Origin of the sequence: Micrococcus sp. 116 (assembly GCF_902506395.1) — a bacterium.
Taxonomy (GTDB): domain Bacteria; phylum Actinomycetota; class Actinomycetes; order Actinomycetales; family Micrococcaceae; genus Micrococcus; species Micrococcus luteus.
Window position 1 is genome coordinate 1,526,421 of the sequence record NZ_LR732370.1, and the last position, 16,991, is coordinate 1,543,411.

Genomic DNA, 16,991 nt, shown 5'->3' on the forward strand with positions numbered 1-16,991 from the left:
TCCAAGCAGAGGACGGAATACGAGAGGCTCAGGAGTCTCGGGGGCTCGGAGATGTGTATAAGCGACCGCCCGGAGACCACCCCGCCGAGGCGTCGGGTGAGGGAGGTGGCCGGCTCCAGGCCGGGCCGGCCGCGGGTCAGGCCCGCCCACTCCGCCTCGGTCAGGTCGAGGTGGACGACCTGGCCGCGCGCGTGCACCCCCGCGTCGGTGCGTCCGGCGACCACCGTGCGCACGGGCCGGCGCAGGATCCGATCGAGCCCGTCCTCCAGCGCACCCTGGACCGAGTCGAGACCGGGCTGGCGGGCCCAGCCGTGGAAGGCGCCGCCGTCGTAGGCCAGGTCCAGGCGGACGCGCACGGACGCGGGATCCCCGGGCGCCGGCGGGGCGTCCGGGCGGTGCTGCTCGCTCATGCTGCTCCTCACGCGGGGCGGGACCGGGACGGCAGAGGGCCGCCCACCGAGTGGTGGGCGGCCCTTCGCCGATGCGTCGTCACGGGGACGGACGCGGACTCAGGCGATGGCGTCAGGCCATCTTCTGGGCGGCCTCGCCACCGGCGGGCTCGAAGCCCGCGGCCTTGGCCTCCTCGACGGTGGAGAACCAGACCTCGGCGGTGGTCTGGTCATACCAGCGCGAGCCGGGGACGTGGTACTTCTTCGAGCTGGCGTTGCCCTTGATGGTGGCCTCGGCCGGAGCCGAGCCGTCCTCGGTGGTGGGCACGGCGCCGTCGATCTCGGCGGCGGCCTCCTGCGACTCGGCCACGGTGACCTCCTCGGTGGCGGCCGGGTCGACGGCCTCCACCGGGGTGGACTCGGCCGGGGCGGCCGGCGCGGACGCAGCGGCCTGCTCGGCCTCACGCACCACGGCCTGCTTGCCGGAGATCGGGTCCATGATCAGCTCGATCACGGCCATGGGCGCGTTGTCGCCATGGCGGTTGCCGATCTTGGTGATGCGGGTGTAGCCGCCGTTGCGCTCGGCCATCGCGGGGCCGATCACGGTGAACAGCTCGTGCACGACCGCCTTGTTGGTGCGGTTCTTGGCGGCGATGAGACCCTGCACCTTGCGGCGGGCCGGCAGATCACCCTTCTTGGCGAAGGTGATCAGGCGCTCGGCGTACGGGCGCAGGCGCTTGGCGCGGGTGAGCGTCGTGGTGATCGACTTGTGCTCGAACAGCTGGGCGGACATGTTCGCCAGCATGATGCGCTCGTGGGCCGGGCTGCCGCCCAGACGCGGACCCTTGGTGGGGGTAGGCATGGTGTTTCTCCTCGGGTGGGACCCTTCAGCCGGCTGCGGCGTCGGGTCGAAGATGTCAGGTGGTGCGGAATCGGCTCAGTAGTCCGAGAACGGGTCGTCGTCCATCTGGCGCGCGTGCGCCTGCGGGTCGTAGCCGGCCGGCGAGTCCTTGAGGGACAGGCCCAGCTCCTGGAGCTTCTCCTTGACCTCGTCGATGGACTTCGCGCCGAAGTTGCGGATGTCCATCAGGTCGGCCTCGGACCGGCCCACGAGCTCGCCCACGGTGTGGATACCCTCGCGCTTGAGGCAGTTGTACGAGCGCACGGTGAGCTCGAGGTCCTCGATCGGCTGGGCCAGGTCGGCGGAGCCCTCGACGACCTCGGGCTCGTCGCCCAGGTCGATGCCCTCGGCCTCGACGTTGAGCGAGCGGGCCAGGCCGAACAGCTCGACCAGGGTGGAGCCGGCAGAGGCCACCGCGTCACGCGGCAGCATGTTCTCCTTGGTCTCCACGTCCAGGATCAGACGGTCGAAGTCGGTGCGCTGCTCCACACGGGTGGCCTCGACCTTGAAGGTCACCTTGAGGACCGGGGAGTAGATGGAGTCGACCGGGATGCGGCCGATCTCCGCATCCGCGGACTTGTTCTGGGCGGCGGTCACGTAGCCGCGACCGCGTTCGATGGTCAGCTCCATGTCGAACTTGCCCTTCGCGTTCAGGGTCGCGATGTGCAGGTCCGGGTTGTGGATCTCGACGCCGGCCGGCGCGGTGATGTCCGCGGCGGTGACGACGCCGGCCCCCTGCTTGCGCAGGTAGGCCACCACGGGCTCGTCGTTCTCCGAGGAGACGGAGAGCTTCTTGATGTTGAGGATGATCTCGGTGACATCCTCCTTGACTCCGTTGACGGTGCTGAACTCGTGCAACACGCCGTCCACGCGGATGCTGGTCACGGCAGCACCGGGGATCGACGAGAGCAGAGTGCGGCGCAGGGAGTTGCCGAGGGTGTAGCCGAAGCCGGGCTCCAGGGGCTCGATGACGAACCGGGAACGATGGTCGGAGACGACCTCTTCGGTCAGCGTGGGGCGCTGTGCAATGAGCACGGACATTTCCTTTCGGCGAGCGTCCGCCATATGACGCACGCGGTGGGTGGAAACGAGGACGGGGTGGGGGCAGGTCCGCAGACCTGTCCGCGCCCGCCCCGGGCGGGGACGGACGCGGACACAGCGCTCAGGTCAGACGCGGCGGCGCTTCGCCGGGCGAGCGCCGTTGTGGGCCATGGGGGTGACGTCCTGGATGGACCCCACCTCGAGGCCGGCGGCCTGCAGGGAGCGGATGGCGGTCTCGCGGCCCGAGCCCGGACCCTTCACGAAGACGTCCACCTTCTTCATGCCGTGCTCCTGCGCACGCTTGGCGGCCTGCTCGGCGGCCATCTGCGCGGCGTACGGGGTCGACTTGCGCGACCCCTTGAAGCCGACCTCGCCGGACGAGGCCCAGGAGATGACGGCACCCGTGGTGTCCGTGATGGACACGATGGTGTTGTTGAACGTGCTCTTGATGTGGGCCTGGCCCACGGTGATGTTCTTGTTGGCCTTGCGACGCGGCTTGCGGGCAGCCGATGCGCGAGTCTTGGGGGGCATGTGATTCTCCTCCGGGAAAGCTGCTGGTGCTGATGCTGCGGGCGGGGCGTCCGGACGTGGACGCGGTCACCGCCGGTGCAGGATCACTTCTTCTTGCCGGCGACCGTCTTCTTGGGGCCCTTGCGGGTACGGGCGTTGGTCTTCGTGCGCTGGCCGCGCACCGGCAGACCGCGGCGATGGCGCAGGCCCTCGTAGGAGCCGATCTCCACCTTGCGACGGATGTCGGCGGCCACCTCGCGGCGGAGGTCACCCTCCACCTTGTAGTTGCCCTCGATGTGGTCGCGCAGCTGCACCAGCTGCTCGTCGGAGAGGTCCTTCACGCGGACGTTCGGGTCGATGCCCGTGGCGGCGAGGGTCTCCTCAGCGCGGGTCTTACCCACACCGTAGATGTACGTGAGTGCGATGATCACGCGCTTCTCGCGCGGAATGTCAACGCCTGCAAGACGAGCCATGTGGCCGTCCTCCTGTTCTTCTGCAGCAGGGGTCTGCACCAGGGACGTCCCGTACGACGCGGCACTCGGCCACGCGGACCCGTCGTCGCGGCGCCGGGGAAGATCCGGCGTGCTCCGCGGCGGGCGTCCGCCGTCGTCGGTCTCCGGCCCCTGCGGCCGGAGGTGGGGGCCCTCCCCTCACGGGGTGGACCGCTGTCCCTGCTGTTCGGCCCGATGGCCGGTGGGTGGTGTGGTCAACGCGACGGCGTCGCTCCCCGGGCTCCCGGGGAGGCGATCAGCCCTGGCGCTGCTTGTGGCGCGGGTTCGAGCAGATCACCAGCACGCGGCCCTTACGGCGCACGACCTGGCACTTGTCACAAATCCGCTTCACGCTCGGCTGAACCTTCACGGCTCTTCCTCCTGCGCTCGCTTGGACGGGGGTTCTTACTTGTATCGGTACACGATCCGACCCCGGTTGAGGTCGTACGGGCTAAGCTCCACCACGACGCGATCCTCGGGGAGGATGCGGATGTAGTGCTGACGCATCTTTCCGGAGATCGTGGCGAGCACGACGTGCTCGTTCTGCAGACGGACCCGGAACATCGCGTTCGGCAATGCCTCCGACACCGTGCCCTCGACCTCGATGACACCTTCCTTCTTAGCCATGTCCTCCACAATCGTCATGCCCCGGGCACGGCCGCGGAGGGCCGGATGACGGGGCGGGAACGGGTCTGCTCGCCGGCGCACACGAGTGCGCGCACACGAACAACGTTCGATGATACCGCATTCTCGGCCTGAGAACCAGCACAGACGAGGACGGCCGCCCGGTCCGCCGGACGGGCGGGACGGACGGCCGACAGCTCGGGCCCCTCACTCCCCCGGCGGGACCGGGACCACGCCGAACCGGGCGAGCTCGGAGGCGCCGCCGTCGGGAGCGGTGAGCACCCACACGCCGGCGTCGTGCCGGCAGACCGAGTGCTCCCACTGGCTCGCGCGGGCGCCGTCGAGGGTCACCACGGTCCAGTCGTCCGCGAGCACCTTCGTGTCGATGGAGCCGCGCACCAGCATCGGCTCGATGGCGAGCGCCAGACCGGGGCGGATCTTGGGCCCCCGGTGGCCGGTGCGGTAGTTGAACACGTCCGGCGGCAGGTGCATGGCCGAGCCGATGCCGTGCCCCACGTACTCCTCGAGGATGCCGAGCTCCTCGCCCGGCTGCGCGGAGACGAAGTCGTCGATGGCGTCCCCGATGTCCCCGACGTGGGTGGCGGAGGCGAAGGCCGCGATGCCGACCCAGAGTGCCTCCCGCGTGATCGCCGAGAGGCGCTCGTCGGCCGGGTCCGCGGTGCCGGCCGCGGAGGAGCCCAGGATCACCGTGCGGGCCGAGTCCGCGTGCCAGCCGTCCACGATCGCGCCCCCGTCGACCTTCAGCACGTCGCCGGTCTGCAGGACCCGGTCCCCGGGGATGCCGTGCACGACCTCGTCGTTGACCGAGGTGCAGATCGAGGCCGGGAAGTCGTAGTAGCCCAGGAAGTTGGAGGTCGCACCGCGTTCGGCCAGGACGCCCGCGAACACGGCGTCCAGCTCCGCGGTGGTGACGCCCGGCGCGGCCGCGGTCAGCGTGGCGTCCAGGGCCTCGGACAGGACCACCCCCGCGCGCTGCATGGCCTGCAGCTGGGGGGCGGTCTTGAGCTCGAGCGAGCGGCAGCCGATCACGGGGTCAGGACTCCGCGCCCGGCTGGATCACGGGCAGGGAGCCCGTGGCTGCGCGCACGGAGTACACGGCCTGCAGCAGGCGCTCGGTGACGTCGTCGATCTGCCCGGTGCCGTCCACGCGGGCGACGATGCCGCGCTCCACGTACTCCTGGATGACGGACTCGGTCTCGCGGTGGTACAGGTCCAGGCGGTGCTCGATGACCTCCTGGGTGTCGTCCGCGCGGCCCTCGATCTCGGCACGCTTGAGCAGGCGCTCCACGAGCTCCTCGTCGGGCACCTCCAGCTCGACGACGGCGGACAGCGACAGGCCGGCCTCGGCGAGCATGGCGTCCAGCGCCTCGACCTGGCCCTTCGTGCGCGGGTAGCCGTCCAACAGGAAGCCGTGCTCCGCATCGGCCTGGGCGATGCGGTCCGCGACCATGCGGTTCGTGACCTCATCGGGGACGAAGTCGCCGTTGTCGATGTACTTCTTGGCCTCGACGCCGAGCGGCGTCATCGACTTCACGTTGTGGCGGAAGATGTCACCGGTGGAGATCGGGACGATCCCCAGCTTGTCGGCGATCCGGGCGGCCTGGGTGCCCTTGCCGGAACCGGGAGGGCCCATGAGCAGCATGCGGGTCATCGTGTGTTCCTCACTGTCGATACGGACGGCGTTGCGGGATCGGGTCGGGGCTCAGCGCAGCAGGCCCTCGTAGTGGCGCTGCTCCATCTGTGCGCTGACCTGCTTCACGGTCTGGAGGCCGACGCCCACCATGATGAGGATGGACGTGCCGCCGAGCGGGAAGTTCTGGCTGGTGCCGATCACCGCGAAGGCGATCAGCGGGATCATGGCCACGATACCCAGGTAGAGGGCGCCCACGAGCGTGATGCGGCTGATGACGTACTGCAGGTAACGCTCGGTGGGCCGGCCGGCGCGGACGCCGGGGATGAAGCCGCCGTAGCGCTTCATGTTGTCCGAGATCTCCACCGGGTTGAACGTGATGGACACGTAGAAGTACGTGAAGCCGATGATGAGCAGGAAGTACAGGGCCATGTACACCGGGTGGTCGCCGGGGCCGAAGTACCGGCTCAGCCACGTGATCCACGGGGCCGGCGCACTGCCGTCCTGCGGCGTGTTGAACTGGATGAGGATGCTCGGGAGCATCAGCACGGAGGAGGCGAAGATGACCGGGATGACGTTGGCCATGTTCACCTTGACCGGGATGTAGGTGCTCGACCCGCCCACGGTCCGCGAGCCGATCTGCCGCTTGGCGTACTGGACCGGGATCCGGCGCTGCGACTCCTCCACGAAGACGATGGCCAGCATGGTGAGCAGGCCGATCCCCATGACGATCGCGAACACGCGCCAGCCCTGCGTCTGGACCACCTGGCCGAGGCCGGCCGGGAAGCCCGCCGCGATGGAGGTGAAGATCAGCAGGGACATGCCGTTGCCCACGCCGTTCTCGGTGATCCGCTCGCCGAACCACATGACGATGAGACAGCCGGTGGTCAGGGCGATGACCACGAGCAGCACCGTGAGGATGGAGCCGTCGCGCAGCAGCGGCAGGCTGCATCCGAGCAGGGCCCCGGTGCGGGCCAGCGAGGCCATCGTGGTCGCCTGCAGCAGGGCGAGGGCGAGGGTCAGGTAGCGGGTGTACTGCGTCAGCGTCGCCTGGCCCTGCGGGCCCTCCTGGTGGAGCTGCTCGAAGCGCGGGATCACCACGCGCAGCAGCTGCACGATGATCGACGCCGTGATGTAGGGCATGATGCCGAGCGCGAAGACGGACACCTGCAGGAGCGCCCCGCCCGAGAACATGTTCACGAAGGAGTACAGGCCGCCCTGGGCGTTGCCCGCCGCGAGACACTGCTGCACCGCCGGGTAGTCCACCCCGGGGGCCGGCACGAAGGCGCCCATCCGGTAGACGGCGATGAGCGCGAGCGTGAAGGCGATCTTCCGCAACAGGTCAGGCGTCCGGACGATCCGGGCGATGGCCTTGAGCACGAGTCCTCCTGCGGTGGTCCTGTGGGGCGCGCGCCGGCCGCGGGGCGGGGCACGAGACGGCGGCCACACCGGGGCGGCCGCTGTGCGAGTCTACACGGATGGACCGAGGGCCCTGGTCCGGAGCGGCTGCTCCGGGCCAGGGCCCTCGGTGGATGGGTCGGCGTGTCAGAGGGTCTCGGTGGACCCGCCGGCGGCCTGGATCTTCTCCACGGCGGACGAGGAGAAGGCGTTCGCCTTCACCTGCACGGCCGAGGTGATCTCCCCCGTGCCCAGCACCTTGACGGGCTGACCGCGACGGACGAGGCCCTTGGACACGAGCGCGTCCACGGTGACCTCACCGCCCTCGGGGAAGTGCGCGGAGAGCTTGTCCAGGTTCACGACCTGGTACTCCGTGCGGAACGGGTTCTTGAAGCCGCGGAGCTTCGGCAGACGCATCTGCAGGGGCAGCTGGCCGCCCTCGAAGCCCGCACGGACCTGGTAACGGGCTTTGGTGCCCTTGGTGCCGCGACCGGCGGTCTTGCCCTTCGACGCCTCACCGCGACCCACACGGGTCTTGGCGGTCTTGGCACCGGGGGCCGGACGCAGGTCGTGGACCTTGATGGCGTCGTTGTCAGCCATTGTTGACCTCCTCCACGGACACCAGGTGCGGCACGGTGTTGACCATGCCGACCGTCACCGCGTCGGCCTTGCGGGTGACCTGGTGGCCGATCCGCTTCAGGCCCAGCGAGCGCAGGGTGTCCCGATGGTTCTGCTTGGAGCCCGTGACGCCGCGGGTCTGGGTGATGACCAGGGTGGCGTCCGAGGGCTGGATGTTCTTGCGGGTGGGCTCAAACACGGCTCACGCACCTGCCTTCGCGCTCTTCTGGGCGCGATCGTTCTCCATGGTGCGCAGCATCGCATGGGGGGCGATCTCGTCCAGGGCCTTGCCGCGGCGGGCGGCGACGGCCTGGGGCTCTTCCAGCTTCTTGAGGGCGTCCACGGTGCCGCGCACGATGTTGATCGCGTTCACGGAGCCCATGGACTTGGACAGCACGTCGTGGATGCCGGCGCACTCGAGCACGGCGCGCACCGGACCGCCGGCGATCACGCCGGTACCCGGGGAGGCCGGGCGGAGCAGCACGACGCCGGCGGCGTCCTCACCCTGCACCAGGTGCGGGATGGTGGAGCCGACGCGGGGGACGCGGAAGAAGGACTTCTTGGCCTCCTCCACGGCCTTCTGGATCGCGGCGGGGACCTCCTTCGCCTTGCCGTAGCCGACGCCGACGGTGCCGTCGCCGTCACCCACCACCACGAGGGCGGTGAAGGAGAAGCGGCGGCCGCCCTTGACGACCTTGGAGACGCGGTTGATGCCCACGACGCGCTCGAGGAACTGGTCCTTCTCGTCGTCCTGGGCGCCACGACGGTTGCGGTCGTCGCGACGGCCGCCACGACGATCGCCGTCACGGCCACCGCGGCCGCCGTCGCGACCGCCGCGGCCACCGGTGGCGCGCTCGGTGGTCTGGCTCGCCGAGCCCGACCCGGTCTCGGAGACGGTGGTCTCGGTGCTCTCGGTCACCTGAGTGTCCTTCTGGTTGATGTTCTCGGTCACAGCTGCAGCCCACCCTCTCGCGCACCGTCGGCCACGGCCGCGACGCGCCCGTGGTACTTGTTGCCGCCGCGGTCGAAGACCACGGCCTCGATGCCGGCCGCCTTGGCACGCTCGGCGACGAGCTCGCCCACGCGCTTGGCCTTGGCCGTCTTGTCGCCCTCGAGCGCACGCACGTCGGCCTCCATGGTGGAGGCGTACGCGAGCGTGCGGCTCTGCGTGTCGTCCACGACCTGCACGAACATGTGCCGTGCAGAGCGGTTGACGACGAGGCGGGGACGGACGGTGGTGCCGGAGATCCGCTTGCGCACCCGGAGGTGGCGGCGGGTGCGGGCGTTGAACTTGCCCTTGCCCTTCACCTTCAGAGTAGACATCACTTACCTGCCTTTCCGGCCTTGCGGCGGATCTGCTCGCCCGCGTAGCGCACGCCCTTGCCCTTGTACGGGTCGGGGCGGCGCAGCTTGCGGATGTTGGCGGCGGTCTCGCCGACCTGCTGCTTGTCGATACCGGCGACGGTGACCTTGTTGCCCTCCACCGTGAAGGTGATGCCCTGGGGCGCCTTCACCGGGACGGGGTGGGAGTAGCCCAGGGCGAACTCGAGGTCCTGGCCCTTGGCCTGCACGCGGTAGCCGGTGCCGACGACCTCGAGCTGCTTGGAGAAGCCGTTGGTCACGCCCTCGACCATGTTGCTGATGAGGGTGCGGGTCAGACCGTGCAGGGAGCGGGACTCACGCTCGTCGTCGGGGCGGGCCACGGTGACCTGCCCCTCCTCGAGGGTGGCCGTGATGGGCGTGGGCAGCGAGTGCTCGAGCTGGCCCTTGGGGCCCTTCACGGAGACGCGGTCGCCGTCGATGGTCACATCGACGCCGGCGGGGATGGTGATCGGGAGACGTCCGATTCGAGACATGTCAGTTCAGCCTTTCTTCCGTCTTGCCCGTCACCAGACGTAGGCGAGGACTTCTCCGCCCACGCCCTTCTTGGCGGCCTGCTGGTTCGTGAGGAGACCAGAGGAGGTGGACAGGATGGCGATGCCGAGGCCGCCCAGCACGTGGGGCAGGTTCGTGGACTTCGCGTACACGCGCAGGCCCGGCTTGGAGATGCGGCGCAGGCCGGCGATCGCACGCTCACGCTGCGGGCCGAACTTCAGGTCGATGGTCAGCTTCTTGCCGACCTCGGCCTCCTCCTCGCGCCAGTCCTGGATGTAGCCCTCGGCCTTGAGGATCTCGGCGACGCGAGTCTTCAGCTTCGAGGACGGCATGGACACGGTGTCGTGGTAGGCCGAGTTTGCGTTGCGCAGACGGGTCAGCATGTCTGCGACGGGATCGGTCATGGTCATGTGGGCTTCACGCCCTTTCTCGCCGTGGTTTCCGCCACCGGTTCACCGGTGGAGGACCTGTGGCGTGGAGGTCTTACTGGTCGGTCTTGAACGGGAAGCCCAGCGCCTTCAGCAGCGCGCGGCCCTCGTCGTCGTTCTTGGCGGTCGTCACCACGGTGATGTCCATGCCGCGCACGCGGTCGATCTTGTCCTGATCGATCTCGTGGAACACGGTCTGCTCGGACAGGCCGAAGGTGTAGTTGCCGTTGCCGTCGAACTGGCGGTCGGACAGGCCGCGGAAGTCACGGATGCGCGGCAGCGCGAGCGTGACCAGGCGGTCCAGGAACTCCCACATGCGATCGCCACGGAGGGTGGCGTGGGTGCCGATGGGCATGCCCTCACGCAGCTTGAACTGCGCGATGGACTTGCGGGCCTTGGTGATCATCGGCTTCTGGCCGGTGATGGCGGTGAGGTCGGTGACCGCGCCGTCGATGATCTTGGAGTCCTTGGCGGCCTCGCCGACGCCCATGTTGACGACGACCTTCACAAGGCCCGGCACCTGCATGACGTTCCCGTACTGGAACTGCTCCTGCAGGGCGTCGCGGATCTCCTCGCGGTACTTGGTCTTCAGACGCGGGGTGACCTTCTCGGTCTGCTGCACCTCGGTCATCACAGCTCCTTCCCCGAGGCCTTGGCGAAGCGGACCTTCACGGTCTTGCTCACGCCGTCCTTCTCGACGGTCTCGAAGCGGTAGCCCACACGGGTCGGCTTCTTGGTCTCCGGGTCCACCACGGCCACGTTCGAGATGTGGATCGGGGCCTCGACGACCTGCAGGCCGCCCTCGGTGGAACCGTTGTTGTCCTGGCCGGCGCGCAGGTGCTTGGTCACGCGGTTCACGCCCTCGACGAGCACGCGCTCATCCGTCGGGAACACGCGCAGGACCTTGCCCTGCTTGCCCTTGTCCTTGCCACTGATGACCTGGACGAGGTCGTCCTTCTTGATCTTGGCCATGAGGTCAGATCACCTCCGGGGCGAGCGACACGATCTTCATGAACTTCTTGTCACGCAGCTCGCGACCCACGGGGCCGAAGATGCGCGTGCCACGGGGCTCGCCGTCGGTCTTCAGGATGACCGCCGCGTTCTCGTCGAACTTGATGTACGAGCCGTCGGGACGGCGGGACTGCTTGCGGGTGCGGACCACCACGGCCTTGACGACGTCGCCCTTCTTGACGTTGCCGCCGGGGATGGCGTCCTTCACGGTGGCGACGATGGTGTCGCCGATGCCTGCGTAGCGGCGTCCGGAACCGCCGAGAACACGGATGGTCAGGATTTCCTTCGCACCGGTGTTGTCGGCGACCTTGAGCCGCGACTCCTGCTGGATCACTTGTCTCTCCTAGCGTCGCGCCGGTTCTCCCCCACGATGGGCGAGCCTTGCGGAACGGTTGAACGGGCATCCCGGGACGCTTACCCCTCCCCCGAGGCGGGCCGCCCGCCGTCGTCCCCCGGCGACGCGTGTTCAGACAGCGTCGGGGAGGTCGAGAGCGGAGGGGCGCGCAGGGCAGGGCCGAGGCGGATCCGGGATCGGCGTGCGCGGCCCTCGGCACACAGGATGGATGGTCCTGCCAACGAGAGGGCGCACGAATATCAGAGTCTAACGCACAAGGCCGCCCCGTGCCAGTGCACGGGGCGGCCCTCTGCGTCGCCGGCCCTCAGGGGGCCGGGTCGATCACTTGGCGCGCTCGACGATCTCCACCAGACGCCACCGCTTGGAGGCGGACAGCGGGCGGGTCTCGGCGAGGCGGACGCGGTCGCCCACGCCGGCGGTGTTGTCCTCGTCGTGCGCCTTCACGCGCTTCGAGGTCTTCAGCACCTTGCCGTAGAGCGAGTGCTTCTTGCGGTCCTCGACCTCGACGACGATGGTCTTGTCCATCTTGTCGGAGACGACGATGCCACGGAGGGCCTTGCGGTAGCCGCGCTCCTCGGAGACGGCCGGGGTCTGCTCGGTCACTTGGCAGCCTCCTCGTTCTTCTCGGCCTGCGCCTCGGCGGCGACATCGCCGCGGATGCCCAGCTCGCGCTCGCGCAGGATCGTGTAGATGCGCGCGATGTCACGCTTGACGGCCTTCAGCCGGCTGGCGTTGTCCAGCTGACCGGTGGCGGCCTGGAAGCGCAGGTTGAACAGCTCCTCCTTGGAGGACTTCAGGGCCTCCAGCAGGCGGGCGTTGTCCATCCCGTCCAGGGACTCGACGTTCAGATCCTTGGTGCCGATCGCCATGGGATCACTCACCACCCTCTCGACGGATGATACGGGCCTTCAGCGGCAGCTTGTGGATGGCCAGGCGGAGCGCCTCGCGGGCGACGTCCTCCGTGACACCCGACAGCTCGAAGAGCACGCGTCCGGGCTTGACGTTGGCGACCCACCACTCCGGCGAGCCCTTGCCGGAGCCCATGCGGGTCTCGGCGGGCTTCTTGGTGAGCGGACGGTCCGGGTAGATGTTGATCCAGACCTTGCCGCCACGCTTGATGTAGCGGGTCATGGCGATACGGGCGGCCTCGATCTGACGGTTGGTCACATAGGCCGGCGTGAGCGCCTGGATGCCCCACTCGCCGAACGTCACGGTGGTGCCGCCCTTGGCGGCGCCGGAACGCTTGGGGTGGTGCTGCTTGCGGTGCTTGACGCGACGGGGGATCAGCATCAGGCGTTGCCTCCTTCAGCGGGAGCGGCGGCCGGGGTCTCGGCGCCGGCGCCGGCGTTCTCCTGGCGGGGAGCACGCTCGGCGCGATCGTTGCGACGACGACGCTCACCGCCGCCGCGGCGCTCGCCGCCACGGCCACGGCCGGAGGGCTGCGCGGCCTCCTTGGCCGCGAGCTCCTTGGCGGTCAGGTCGCCCTTGTAGATCCAGACCTTCACGCCGATGCGGCCGAAGGTGGTCTTGGCCTCGAACTTGCCGAAGTCGATGTTCGCGCGGAGGGTGTGCAGCGGCACGCGACCCTCGCGGTAGAACTCCGAGCGGCTCATCTCGGCGCCGCCGAGGCGGCCGGAGCACTGGATGCGGATGCCCTGCGCGCCGGCGCGCATGGCGGACTGGATCGCCTTCTTCATCGCGCGGCGGAACGCCACGCGCGAGGCGAGCTGCTCGGCCACACCCTGCGCCACCAGCTGGGCATCGGTCTCGGGGTTCTTGACCTCGAGGATGTTCAGCTGGATCTGCTTGCCGGTGAGCTTCTCGAGCTCACCGCGGATGCGGTCGGCCTCGGCGCCGCGGCGGCCGATCACGATGCCCGGACGCGCGGTGTGGATGTCCACGCGCACGCGGTCACGGGTGCGCTCGATCTCCACCTTGGAGATGCCGGCGCGCTCCATGCCGGTGGTCATCAGCTCGCGGATCTTGACGTCCTCCTTGAGGAAGTCAGCGTAGCGCTGGCCCTCCTTGTGGGAGTCCGCGAACCAGTGCGAGACGTGGTCGGTGGTGATGCCGAGGCGGAACCCGTTGGGGTTGATCTTCTGGCCCATTGTCAGTTCCCACCCTTCTCGTCCTTGGACGCGACGACCACGGTCACGTGGCTCGTGCGCTTGTTGATGCGGTACGCGCGGCCCTGAGCACGGGGCTGGAACCGCTTCATGGTCGGGCCCTCGTCCACGAAGGCCTCGGTGATGTAGAGGGCGTCCTCGTCGAAGGCCTGGCCCTCGCGGTCCGCCTTGACGCGGGCGTTCGCCACCGCGGAGGCCACCAGCTTGTACACCGGCTCCGAAGCGCCCTGCTGGGCGAACTTCAGGATGGCCAGTGCTTCGGTGGCCTGCTTGCCACGGACCAGGTCGACGACGCGCCGGGCCTTCATCGGCGTCACGCGCAGGTGGCGCGCAATTGCCTTGGCTTCCATTGCTTCTCTCTTTCGATTCTCGAGAAGGTCAAGCGTGCTGTGCCCTCAGGCTCAGCGGCGCTTGCCCTTCTTGTCGTCCTTCACGTGGCCGCGGTAGGTCCGGGTCGGGGCGAACTCGCCCAGCTTGTGACCCACCATGGACTCGGTGACGAACACCGGGACGTGCTTGCGTCCGTCGTGGACCGCGATGGTGTGACCCAGCATGTCCGGGATGATCATCGACCGGCGGGACCAGGTCTTGATGACGTTCTTGCTGCCCTTCTCGTTCTCGGCCAGAACCTTCAGGTAGAGGTGCTGATCGACGAAGGGGCCCTTCTTCAGGCTGCGAGGCATGTCTTCCCTGCTCCCTTATCGCTTGTTCTTGCCGGTACGACGGCGACGCACGATGAGCTTGTCGCTTTCCTTGTTCGGACGACGCGTGCGGCCCTCGGGCTTGCCGTTCCGGTTGACGGGGTGACGACCGCCGGAGGTCTTGCCCTCGCCACCGCCGTGCGGGTGGTCGACCGGGTTCATGACGACGCCGCGGACGGTCGGGCGGACGCCCTTCCAGCGCATGCGGCCGGCCTTGCCCCAGTTGATGTTCGACTGCTCGGCGTTGCCGACCTCGCCGATCGTGGCGCGGCAGCGCACGTCGACGTTGCGGATCTCACCGGAGGGCAGGCGCAGCTGGGCGTACTTGCCCTCGCGGGCGACCAGCTGCACGGACGCGCCGGCGGAGCGGGCCATCTTGGCGCCGCCGCCGGGGCGCAGCTCCACCGCGTGGATGGTGGTGCCCACGGGGATGTTGCGCATCGGCAGGTTGTTGCCGGGCTTGATGTCGGCGTTCGGGCCGGCCTCGACCACGTCGCCCTGCTTCAGCTTGGCCGGGGCCAGGATGTAGCGCTTGGCGCCGTCCGCGTAGTGCAGCAGCGCGATGCGGGCGGTGCGGTTCGGGTCGTACTCGATGTGCGCGACGGTGGCGGGCACGCCGTCCTTGTCGTGGCGACGGAAGTCGACCAGGCGGTACTGGCGCTTGTGGCCGCCGCCCTTGTGACGGGTGGTGATGCGACCGGTGTTGTTGCGGCCGCCGGTCTTGTGCAGCGGACGGAGAAGGGACTTCTCCGGCGTGGACCGGGTGATCTCTGCGAAGTCGGCCACGGACGAGCCACGCAGGCCCGGGGTGGTCGGCTTGTACTTACGGATAGCCATGTGTCAGTTCCTCGATTAAGTGGTCTCCGCACGCCGATCAGGCGAGCGGACCTCCGAAGATGTCGATGGTCCCGTCCTTGAGCGTGACGATGGCACGCTTGGTGGACTTGCGCTGGCCCCACCCGAAGCGGGTGCGACGGCGCTTGCCGGAACGGTTCAGGGTGTTGACCGAGGCCACGTCGACGTTGAAGATGCGCTCCACCGCCTGCTTGATCTCGGACTTGTTGGAGCGCGGGTCGACCAGGAAGGTGTACTTGCCCTCGTCGATCAGACCGTAGCTCTTCTCCGACACGACGGGAGCGATGATCACGTCGCGGGGATCCTTGTTGATGGAGCCGCTCACTGGGCATCCTCCTTCTTGGCGCCGGAAGCCTGGGCCACGTACGCCTCGTAGGCCGCCTGGGTGAACACGACGTCGTCGGAGACGAGCACGTCGTAGGTGTTCAGCTGGTCGGCGTACAGGGTGTGGACCGCGGGCAGGTTGCGGGCGGACAGGGCGGCGACGTCGTCGGCCCGGTCGATCACCAGCAGCACGTTCTTGCGGCCGGTGTTCAGGGACGCGAGGCCCGCCTTGGCGGCCTTGGTGGACGGGGTGGTCCCGGACACGAGGGCCTCGATGACGTGGACGCGGCCGTTGCGGGCGCGGTCCGACAGGGCACCGCGCAGGGCGGCGGCCTTCATCTTCTTGGGGGTGCGCTGCGAGTAGTCACGCGGGGTCGGGCCGTGGACGACGCCACCACCGGTCATGTGCGGGGCGCGGATGGAGCCCTGACGTGCGCGGCCGGTGCCCTTCTGCTTGAACGGCTTGCGACCGGCACCGGACACCTCGCCGCGGCGCTTCGTCTTGTGCGTGCCCTGACGGGCGGCGGCGAGCTGGGCGACGACGACCTGGTGCATGAGCGGCACGTTGGACTGCACGTCGAAGAGCTCGGCGGGCAGATCGACCTGGACGGTCTTCACGGAGTTCTCAGCCATGGTCTCAGGCTCCCTTCACGGCGCTGCGGACGAGCACGACCTGGCCCTTGGAGCCGGGCACCGCGCCCTTGATCAGCAGGAGGTTGTTCTCCACGTCGATGCCGTGGAGGGTCAGGTTCATGGTGGTCTGGCGCACGGCGCCCATGCGACCGGGCATGCGCTGGCCCTTGAACACGCGGCCGGGGGTGGACGCGCCGCCCACGGAGCCGGGCTTGCGGTGGTTCTTGTGCTGGCCGTGCGAGGCGCCCACACCGGCGAAGCCGTGGCGCTTCATGGCGCCGGCGAAGCCCTTGCCCTTGGTGGTGCCCACGACGTCGACCTTCTGGCCGGCCTCGAAGACCTCCACGGTCACGTCCTGGCCGAGCGAGTACTCGGCGGCGTCGGCGGTGCGCAGCTCGACGAGGTGGCGACGCGGGGTCACGCCGGCCTTCTCGAAGTGACCGGCCAGGGGCTTGGTCACGCGGCGGGGATCGATCTGGCCGTAGGCGATCTGCACGGCGGTGTAGCCGTCGGTCTCCTCGGAGCGCAGCTGGGTGACGACGTTCGGGTCTGCCTTGACCACGGTCACAGGGATGAGCTTGTTGTCCTCATCCCAGACCTGGGTCATGCCGAGCTTCGTGCCCAGCAGGCCCTTGATGTTCTGGGTGTTGGTCATAGTCTCTCAGCACCTCCCTCTCAGAGCTTGATCTCGATGTTGACGTCCGCGGGCAGGTCCAGTCGCATGAGCGAGTCGACGGCCTTCGGGGTCGGGTCGATGATGTCGATGAGCCGCTTGTGGGTGCGCATCTCGAAATGCTCGCGGCTGTCCTTGTACTTGTGGGGAGAACGGATAACGCAGTACACGTTCTTCTCCGTCGGCAGCGGCACGGGGCCGACCACCGTCGCGCCTGCGCGCGTGACCGTGTCAACGATCTTGCGGGCCGAGACGTCGATGACCTCGTGGTCGTACGACTTCAGCCGGATGCGGATCTTCTGTCCCGCCATGGCGTCACGCCTCTCTCGTCGGGTGTGCTGTTCCTGTCCCTGTGCGGCGGATCGTGCCCGCCTTCTTGTCCTCCAC

At 68.8% G+C, this 16,991-nt stretch carries 29 protein-coding genes; all 29 read right to left on the reverse strand.

All coding sequences use genetic code 11. The features are described from left to right. Window positions 1-522: 522 nt before the first annotated feature. Window positions 523-1,251 carry a 50S ribosomal protein L17 gene (gene rplQ / locus CITRIK5_RS07025; RefSeq protein WP_159833407.1) on the reverse strand — a complete coding sequence of 243 codons (729 nt, stop codon included), beginning with the start codon at window positions 1,249-1,251 and terminating at the stop codon, window positions 523-525. 75 nt (window positions 1,252-1,326) lie between these two features. Then, window positions 1,327-2,325: a DNA-directed RNA polymerase subunit alpha gene (locus tag CITRIK5_RS07030; RefSeq protein WP_159833409.1), complete on the reverse strand. Its 999-nt coding sequence runs from the start codon at window positions 2,323-2,325 to the stop codon at window positions 1,327-1,329. 132 nt (window positions 2,326-2,457) lie between these two features. After that, on the reverse strand, window positions 2,458-2,862 hold the full coding sequence (gene rpsK, locus CITRIK5_RS07035) for a 30S ribosomal protein S11 (protein ID WP_002857513.1): 405 nt from the start codon (window positions 2,860-2,862) through the stop codon (window positions 2,458-2,460). A gap of 83 nt (window positions 2,863-2,945) precedes the next feature. Continuing rightward, complete coding sequence (rpsM, locus tag CITRIK5_RS07040; RefSeq protein ID WP_073116801.1) at window positions 2,946-3,314, reverse strand: 30S ribosomal protein S13; 369 nt, start codon at window positions 3,312-3,314, stop codon at window positions 2,946-2,948. 274 nt (window positions 3,315-3,588) lie between these two features. Continuing rightward, complete coding sequence (gene rpmJ / locus CITRIK5_RS07045; protein WP_002857509.1) at window positions 3,589-3,702, reverse strand: 50S ribosomal protein L36; 114 nt, start codon at window positions 3,700-3,702, stop codon at window positions 3,589-3,591. Between the two features lie 35 nt (window positions 3,703-3,737). Beyond that, window positions 3,738-3,959, reverse strand: coding sequence for a translation initiation factor IF-1 (gene infA / locus CITRIK5_RS07050; RefSeq protein ID WP_010080397.1), 222 nt, complete (start codon window positions 3,957-3,959; stop codon window positions 3,738-3,740). Between the two features lie 204 nt (window positions 3,960-4,163). Beyond that, entirely contained in the window at window positions 4,164-5,006 is an 843-nt protein-coding gene (gene map, locus CITRIK5_RS07055; protein ID WP_159833411.1) for a type I methionyl aminopeptidase, read from the reverse strand. A 4-nt stretch (window positions 5,007-5,010) separates the two neighbouring features. After that, the gene (locus CITRIK5_RS07060; protein ID WP_044659554.1) at window positions 5,011-5,628 is read right to left on the reverse strand and encodes an adenylate kinase; all 618 of its coding nucleotides are present in this window, start codon (window positions 5,626-5,628) and stop codon (window positions 5,011-5,013) included. 51 nt (window positions 5,629-5,679) lie between these two features. Next, window positions 5,680-6,987: a preprotein translocase subunit SecY gene (secY, locus tag CITRIK5_RS07065; RefSeq protein WP_036317778.1), complete on the reverse strand. Its 1,308-nt coding sequence runs from the start codon at window positions 6,985-6,987 to the stop codon at window positions 5,680-5,682. Between the two features lie 165 nt (window positions 6,988-7,152). Continuing rightward, the gene (gene rplO / locus CITRIK5_RS07070) at window positions 7,153-7,605 is read right to left on the reverse strand and encodes a 50S ribosomal protein L15 (RefSeq protein WP_036317776.1); all 453 of its coding nucleotides are present in this window, start codon (window positions 7,603-7,605) and stop codon (window positions 7,153-7,155) included. Next, complete coding sequence (gene rpmD / locus CITRIK5_RS07075) at window positions 7,598-7,822, reverse strand: 50S ribosomal protein L30 (RefSeq protein ID WP_002857502.1); 225 nt, start codon at window positions 7,820-7,822, stop codon at window positions 7,598-7,600. Before rpmD ends, rplO begins: the two co-directional genes overlap by 8 nt. Window positions 7,823-7,825: 3 nt before the next feature. Next, window positions 7,826-8,575 carry a 30S ribosomal protein S5 gene (gene rpsE, locus CITRIK5_RS07080; protein ID WP_002857500.1) on the reverse strand — a complete coding sequence of 250 codons (750 nt, stop codon included), beginning with the start codon at window positions 8,573-8,575 and terminating at the stop codon, window positions 7,826-7,828. Next, complete coding sequence (rplR, locus tag CITRIK5_RS07085) at window positions 8,572-8,946, reverse strand: 50S ribosomal protein L18 (RefSeq protein WP_002857498.1); 375 nt, start codon at window positions 8,944-8,946, stop codon at window positions 8,572-8,574. Before rplR ends, rpsE begins: the two co-directional genes overlap by 4 nt. Next, window positions 8,946-9,479: a 50S ribosomal protein L6 gene (rplF, locus tag CITRIK5_RS07090; protein WP_036381545.1), complete on the reverse strand. Its 534-nt coding sequence runs from the start codon at window positions 9,477-9,479 to the stop codon at window positions 8,946-8,948. The genes rplR and rplF overlap by 1 nt, the downstream gene beginning before the upstream one ends. A gap of 30 nt (window positions 9,480-9,509) precedes the next feature. Next, a complete protein-coding gene (gene rpsH, locus CITRIK5_RS07095) occupies window positions 9,510-9,908 on the reverse strand; it encodes a 30S ribosomal protein S8 (protein ID WP_002857494.1) in 399 nt (132 codons plus the stop codon). A gap of 73 nt (window positions 9,909-9,981) precedes the next feature. Further along, a complete protein-coding gene (gene rplE, locus CITRIK5_RS07100) occupies window positions 9,982-10,557 on the reverse strand; it encodes a 50S ribosomal protein L5 (RefSeq protein WP_036337950.1) in 576 nt (191 codons plus the stop codon). Beyond that, complete coding sequence (rplX, locus tag CITRIK5_RS07105) at window positions 10,557-10,898, reverse strand: 50S ribosomal protein L24 (RefSeq protein ID WP_002857489.1); 342 nt, start codon at window positions 10,896-10,898, stop codon at window positions 10,557-10,559. Before rplX ends, rplE begins: the two co-directional genes overlap by 1 nt. Window positions 10,899-10,902: 4 nt before the next feature. Further along, entirely contained in the window at window positions 10,903-11,271 is a 369-nt protein-coding gene (gene rplN, locus CITRIK5_RS07110) for a 50S ribosomal protein L14 (RefSeq protein ID WP_002857487.1), read from the reverse strand. Between the two features lie 342 nt (window positions 11,272-11,613). Continuing rightward, complete coding sequence (gene rpsQ / locus CITRIK5_RS07115) at window positions 11,614-11,895, reverse strand: 30S ribosomal protein S17 (protein ID WP_036317768.1); 282 nt, start codon at window positions 11,893-11,895, stop codon at window positions 11,614-11,616. Then, window positions 11,892-12,161 carry a 50S ribosomal protein L29 gene (rpmC, locus tag CITRIK5_RS07120; RefSeq protein WP_036317766.1) on the reverse strand — a complete coding sequence of 90 codons (270 nt, stop codon included), beginning with the start codon at window positions 12,159-12,161 and terminating at the stop codon, window positions 11,892-11,894. The genes rpsQ and rpmC overlap by 4 nt, the downstream gene beginning before the upstream one ends. A gap of 4 nt (window positions 12,162-12,165) precedes the next feature. Beyond that, window positions 12,166-12,582, reverse strand: a complete 417-nt coding sequence (gene rplP, locus CITRIK5_RS07125) for a 50S ribosomal protein L16 (RefSeq protein ID WP_036317764.1) — start codon at window positions 12,580-12,582, stop codon at window positions 12,166-12,168. Further along, window positions 12,582-13,400: a 30S ribosomal protein S3 gene (gene rpsC / locus CITRIK5_RS07130; protein WP_002857479.1), complete on the reverse strand. Its 819-nt coding sequence runs from the start codon at window positions 13,398-13,400 to the stop codon at window positions 12,582-12,584. The genes rplP and rpsC overlap by 1 nt, the downstream gene beginning before the upstream one ends. 2 nt (window positions 13,401-13,402) lie before the next feature. Then, window positions 13,403-13,768, reverse strand: coding sequence for a 50S ribosomal protein L22 (gene rplV, locus CITRIK5_RS07135; RefSeq protein ID WP_017487837.1), 366 nt, complete (start codon window positions 13,766-13,768; stop codon window positions 13,403-13,405). A 51-nt stretch (window positions 13,769-13,819) separates the two neighbouring features. Then, the gene (rpsS, locus tag CITRIK5_RS07140; protein ID WP_002857475.1) at window positions 13,820-14,101 is read right to left on the reverse strand and encodes a 30S ribosomal protein S19; all 282 of its coding nucleotides are present in this window, start codon (window positions 14,099-14,101) and stop codon (window positions 13,820-13,822) included. Between the two features lie 15 nt (window positions 14,102-14,116). Beyond that, the gene (rplB, locus tag CITRIK5_RS07145) at window positions 14,117-14,956 is read right to left on the reverse strand and encodes a 50S ribosomal protein L2 (protein ID WP_010080386.1); all 840 of its coding nucleotides are present in this window, start codon (window positions 14,954-14,956) and stop codon (window positions 14,117-14,119) included. Window positions 14,957-14,993: 37 nt separating this feature from the next. Further along, window positions 14,994-15,299, reverse strand: a complete 306-nt coding sequence (gene rplW / locus CITRIK5_RS07150) for a 50S ribosomal protein L23 (RefSeq protein WP_002857471.1) — start codon at window positions 15,297-15,299, stop codon at window positions 14,994-14,996. Next, window positions 15,296-15,931, reverse strand: coding sequence for a 50S ribosomal protein L4 (gene rplD, locus CITRIK5_RS07155; protein ID WP_041103272.1), 636 nt, complete (start codon window positions 15,929-15,931; stop codon window positions 15,296-15,298). The genes rplW and rplD overlap by 4 nt, the downstream gene beginning before the upstream one ends. Before the next feature lie 4 nt (window positions 15,932-15,935). Further along, entirely contained in the window at window positions 15,936-16,586 is a 651-nt protein-coding gene (rplC, locus tag CITRIK5_RS07160; protein WP_036317759.1) for a 50S ribosomal protein L3, read from the reverse strand. A gap of 20 nt (window positions 16,587-16,606) precedes the next feature. Next, window positions 16,607-16,915, reverse strand: a complete 309-nt coding sequence (gene rpsJ, locus CITRIK5_RS07165; protein WP_002857463.1) for a 30S ribosomal protein S10 — start codon at window positions 16,913-16,915, stop codon at window positions 16,607-16,609. Window positions 16,916-16,991: the final 76 nt, after the last annotated feature.

Excerpts from the sequence above, each read along its gene's own strand:
- rplQ (WP_159833407.1), bottom strand. The coding sequence starts at position 1,251 with ATGCCTACCCCCACCAAGGGTCCGCGTCTGGGCGGCAGCCCGGCCCAC.
- rpsK (WP_002857513.1), bottom strand. The coding sequence starts at position 2,862 with ATGCCCCCCAAGACTCGCGCATCGGCTGCCCGCAAGCCGCGTCGCAAG.
- rpsM (WP_073116801.1), bottom strand. The coding sequence starts at position 3,314 with ATGGCTCGTCTTGCAGGCGTTGACATTCCGCGCGAGAAGCGCGTGATC.
- infA (WP_010080397.1), bottom strand. The coding sequence starts at position 3,959 with ATGGCTAAGAAGGAAGGTGTCATCGAGGTCGAGGGCACGGTGTCGGAG.
- CITRIK5_RS07060 (WP_044659554.1), bottom strand. The coding sequence starts at position 5,628 with ATGACCCGCATGCTGCTCATGGGCCCTCCCGGTTCCGGCAAGGGCACC.
- rplO (WP_036317776.1), bottom strand. The coding sequence starts at position 7,605 with ATGGCTGACAACGACGCCATCAAGGTCCACGACCTGCGTCCGGCCCCC.
- rplR (WP_002857498.1), bottom strand. The coding sequence starts at position 8,946 with ATGTCTACTCTGAAGGTGAAGGGCAAGGGCAAGTTCAACGCCCGCACC.
- rplF (WP_036381545.1), bottom strand. The coding sequence starts at position 9,479 with ATGTCTCGAATCGGACGTCTCCCGATCACCATCCCCGCCGGCGTCGAT.
- rpsH (WP_002857494.1), bottom strand. The coding sequence starts at position 9,908 with ATGACCATGACCGATCCCGTCGCAGACATGCTGACCCGTCTGCGCAAC.
- rplE (WP_036337950.1), bottom strand. The coding sequence starts at position 10,557 with ATGACCGAGGTGCAGCAGACCGAGAAGGTCACCCCGCGTCTGAAGACC.
- rplX (WP_002857489.1), bottom strand. The coding sequence starts at position 10,898 with ATGGCCAAGATCAAGAAGGACGACCTCGTCCAGGTCATCAGTGGCAAG.
- rpmC (WP_036317766.1), bottom strand. The coding sequence starts at position 12,161 with ATGGCGATCGGCACCAAGGATCTGAACGTCGAGTCCCTGGACGGGATG.
- rplP (WP_036317764.1), bottom strand. The coding sequence starts at position 12,582 with ATGCTGATCCCCCGTCGCGTCAAGCACCGCAAGCAGCACCACCCCAAG.
- rpsC (WP_002857479.1), bottom strand. The coding sequence starts at position 13,400 with ATGGGCCAGAAGATCAACCCCAACGGGTTCCGCCTCGGCATCACCACC.
- rplV (WP_017487837.1), bottom strand. The coding sequence starts at position 13,768 with ATGGAAGCCAAGGCAATTGCGCGCCACCTGCGCGTGACGCCGATGAAG.
- rpsS (WP_002857475.1), bottom strand. The coding sequence starts at position 14,101 with ATGCCTCGCAGCCTGAAGAAGGGCCCCTTCGTCGATCAGCACCTCTAC.
- rplB (WP_010080386.1), bottom strand. The coding sequence starts at position 14,956 with ATGGCTATCCGTAAGTACAAGCCGACCACCCCGGGCCTGCGTGGCTCG.
- rplD (WP_041103272.1), bottom strand. The coding sequence starts at position 15,931 with ATGGCTGAGAACTCCGTGAAGACCGTCCAGGTCGATCTGCCCGCCGAG.
- rplC (WP_036317759.1), bottom strand. The coding sequence starts at position 16,586 with ATGACCAACACCCAGAACATCAAGGGCCTGCTGGGCACGAAGCTCGGC.
- rpsJ (WP_002857463.1), bottom strand. The coding sequence starts at position 16,915 with ATGGCGGGACAGAAGATCCGCATCCGGCTGAAGTCGTACGACCACGAG.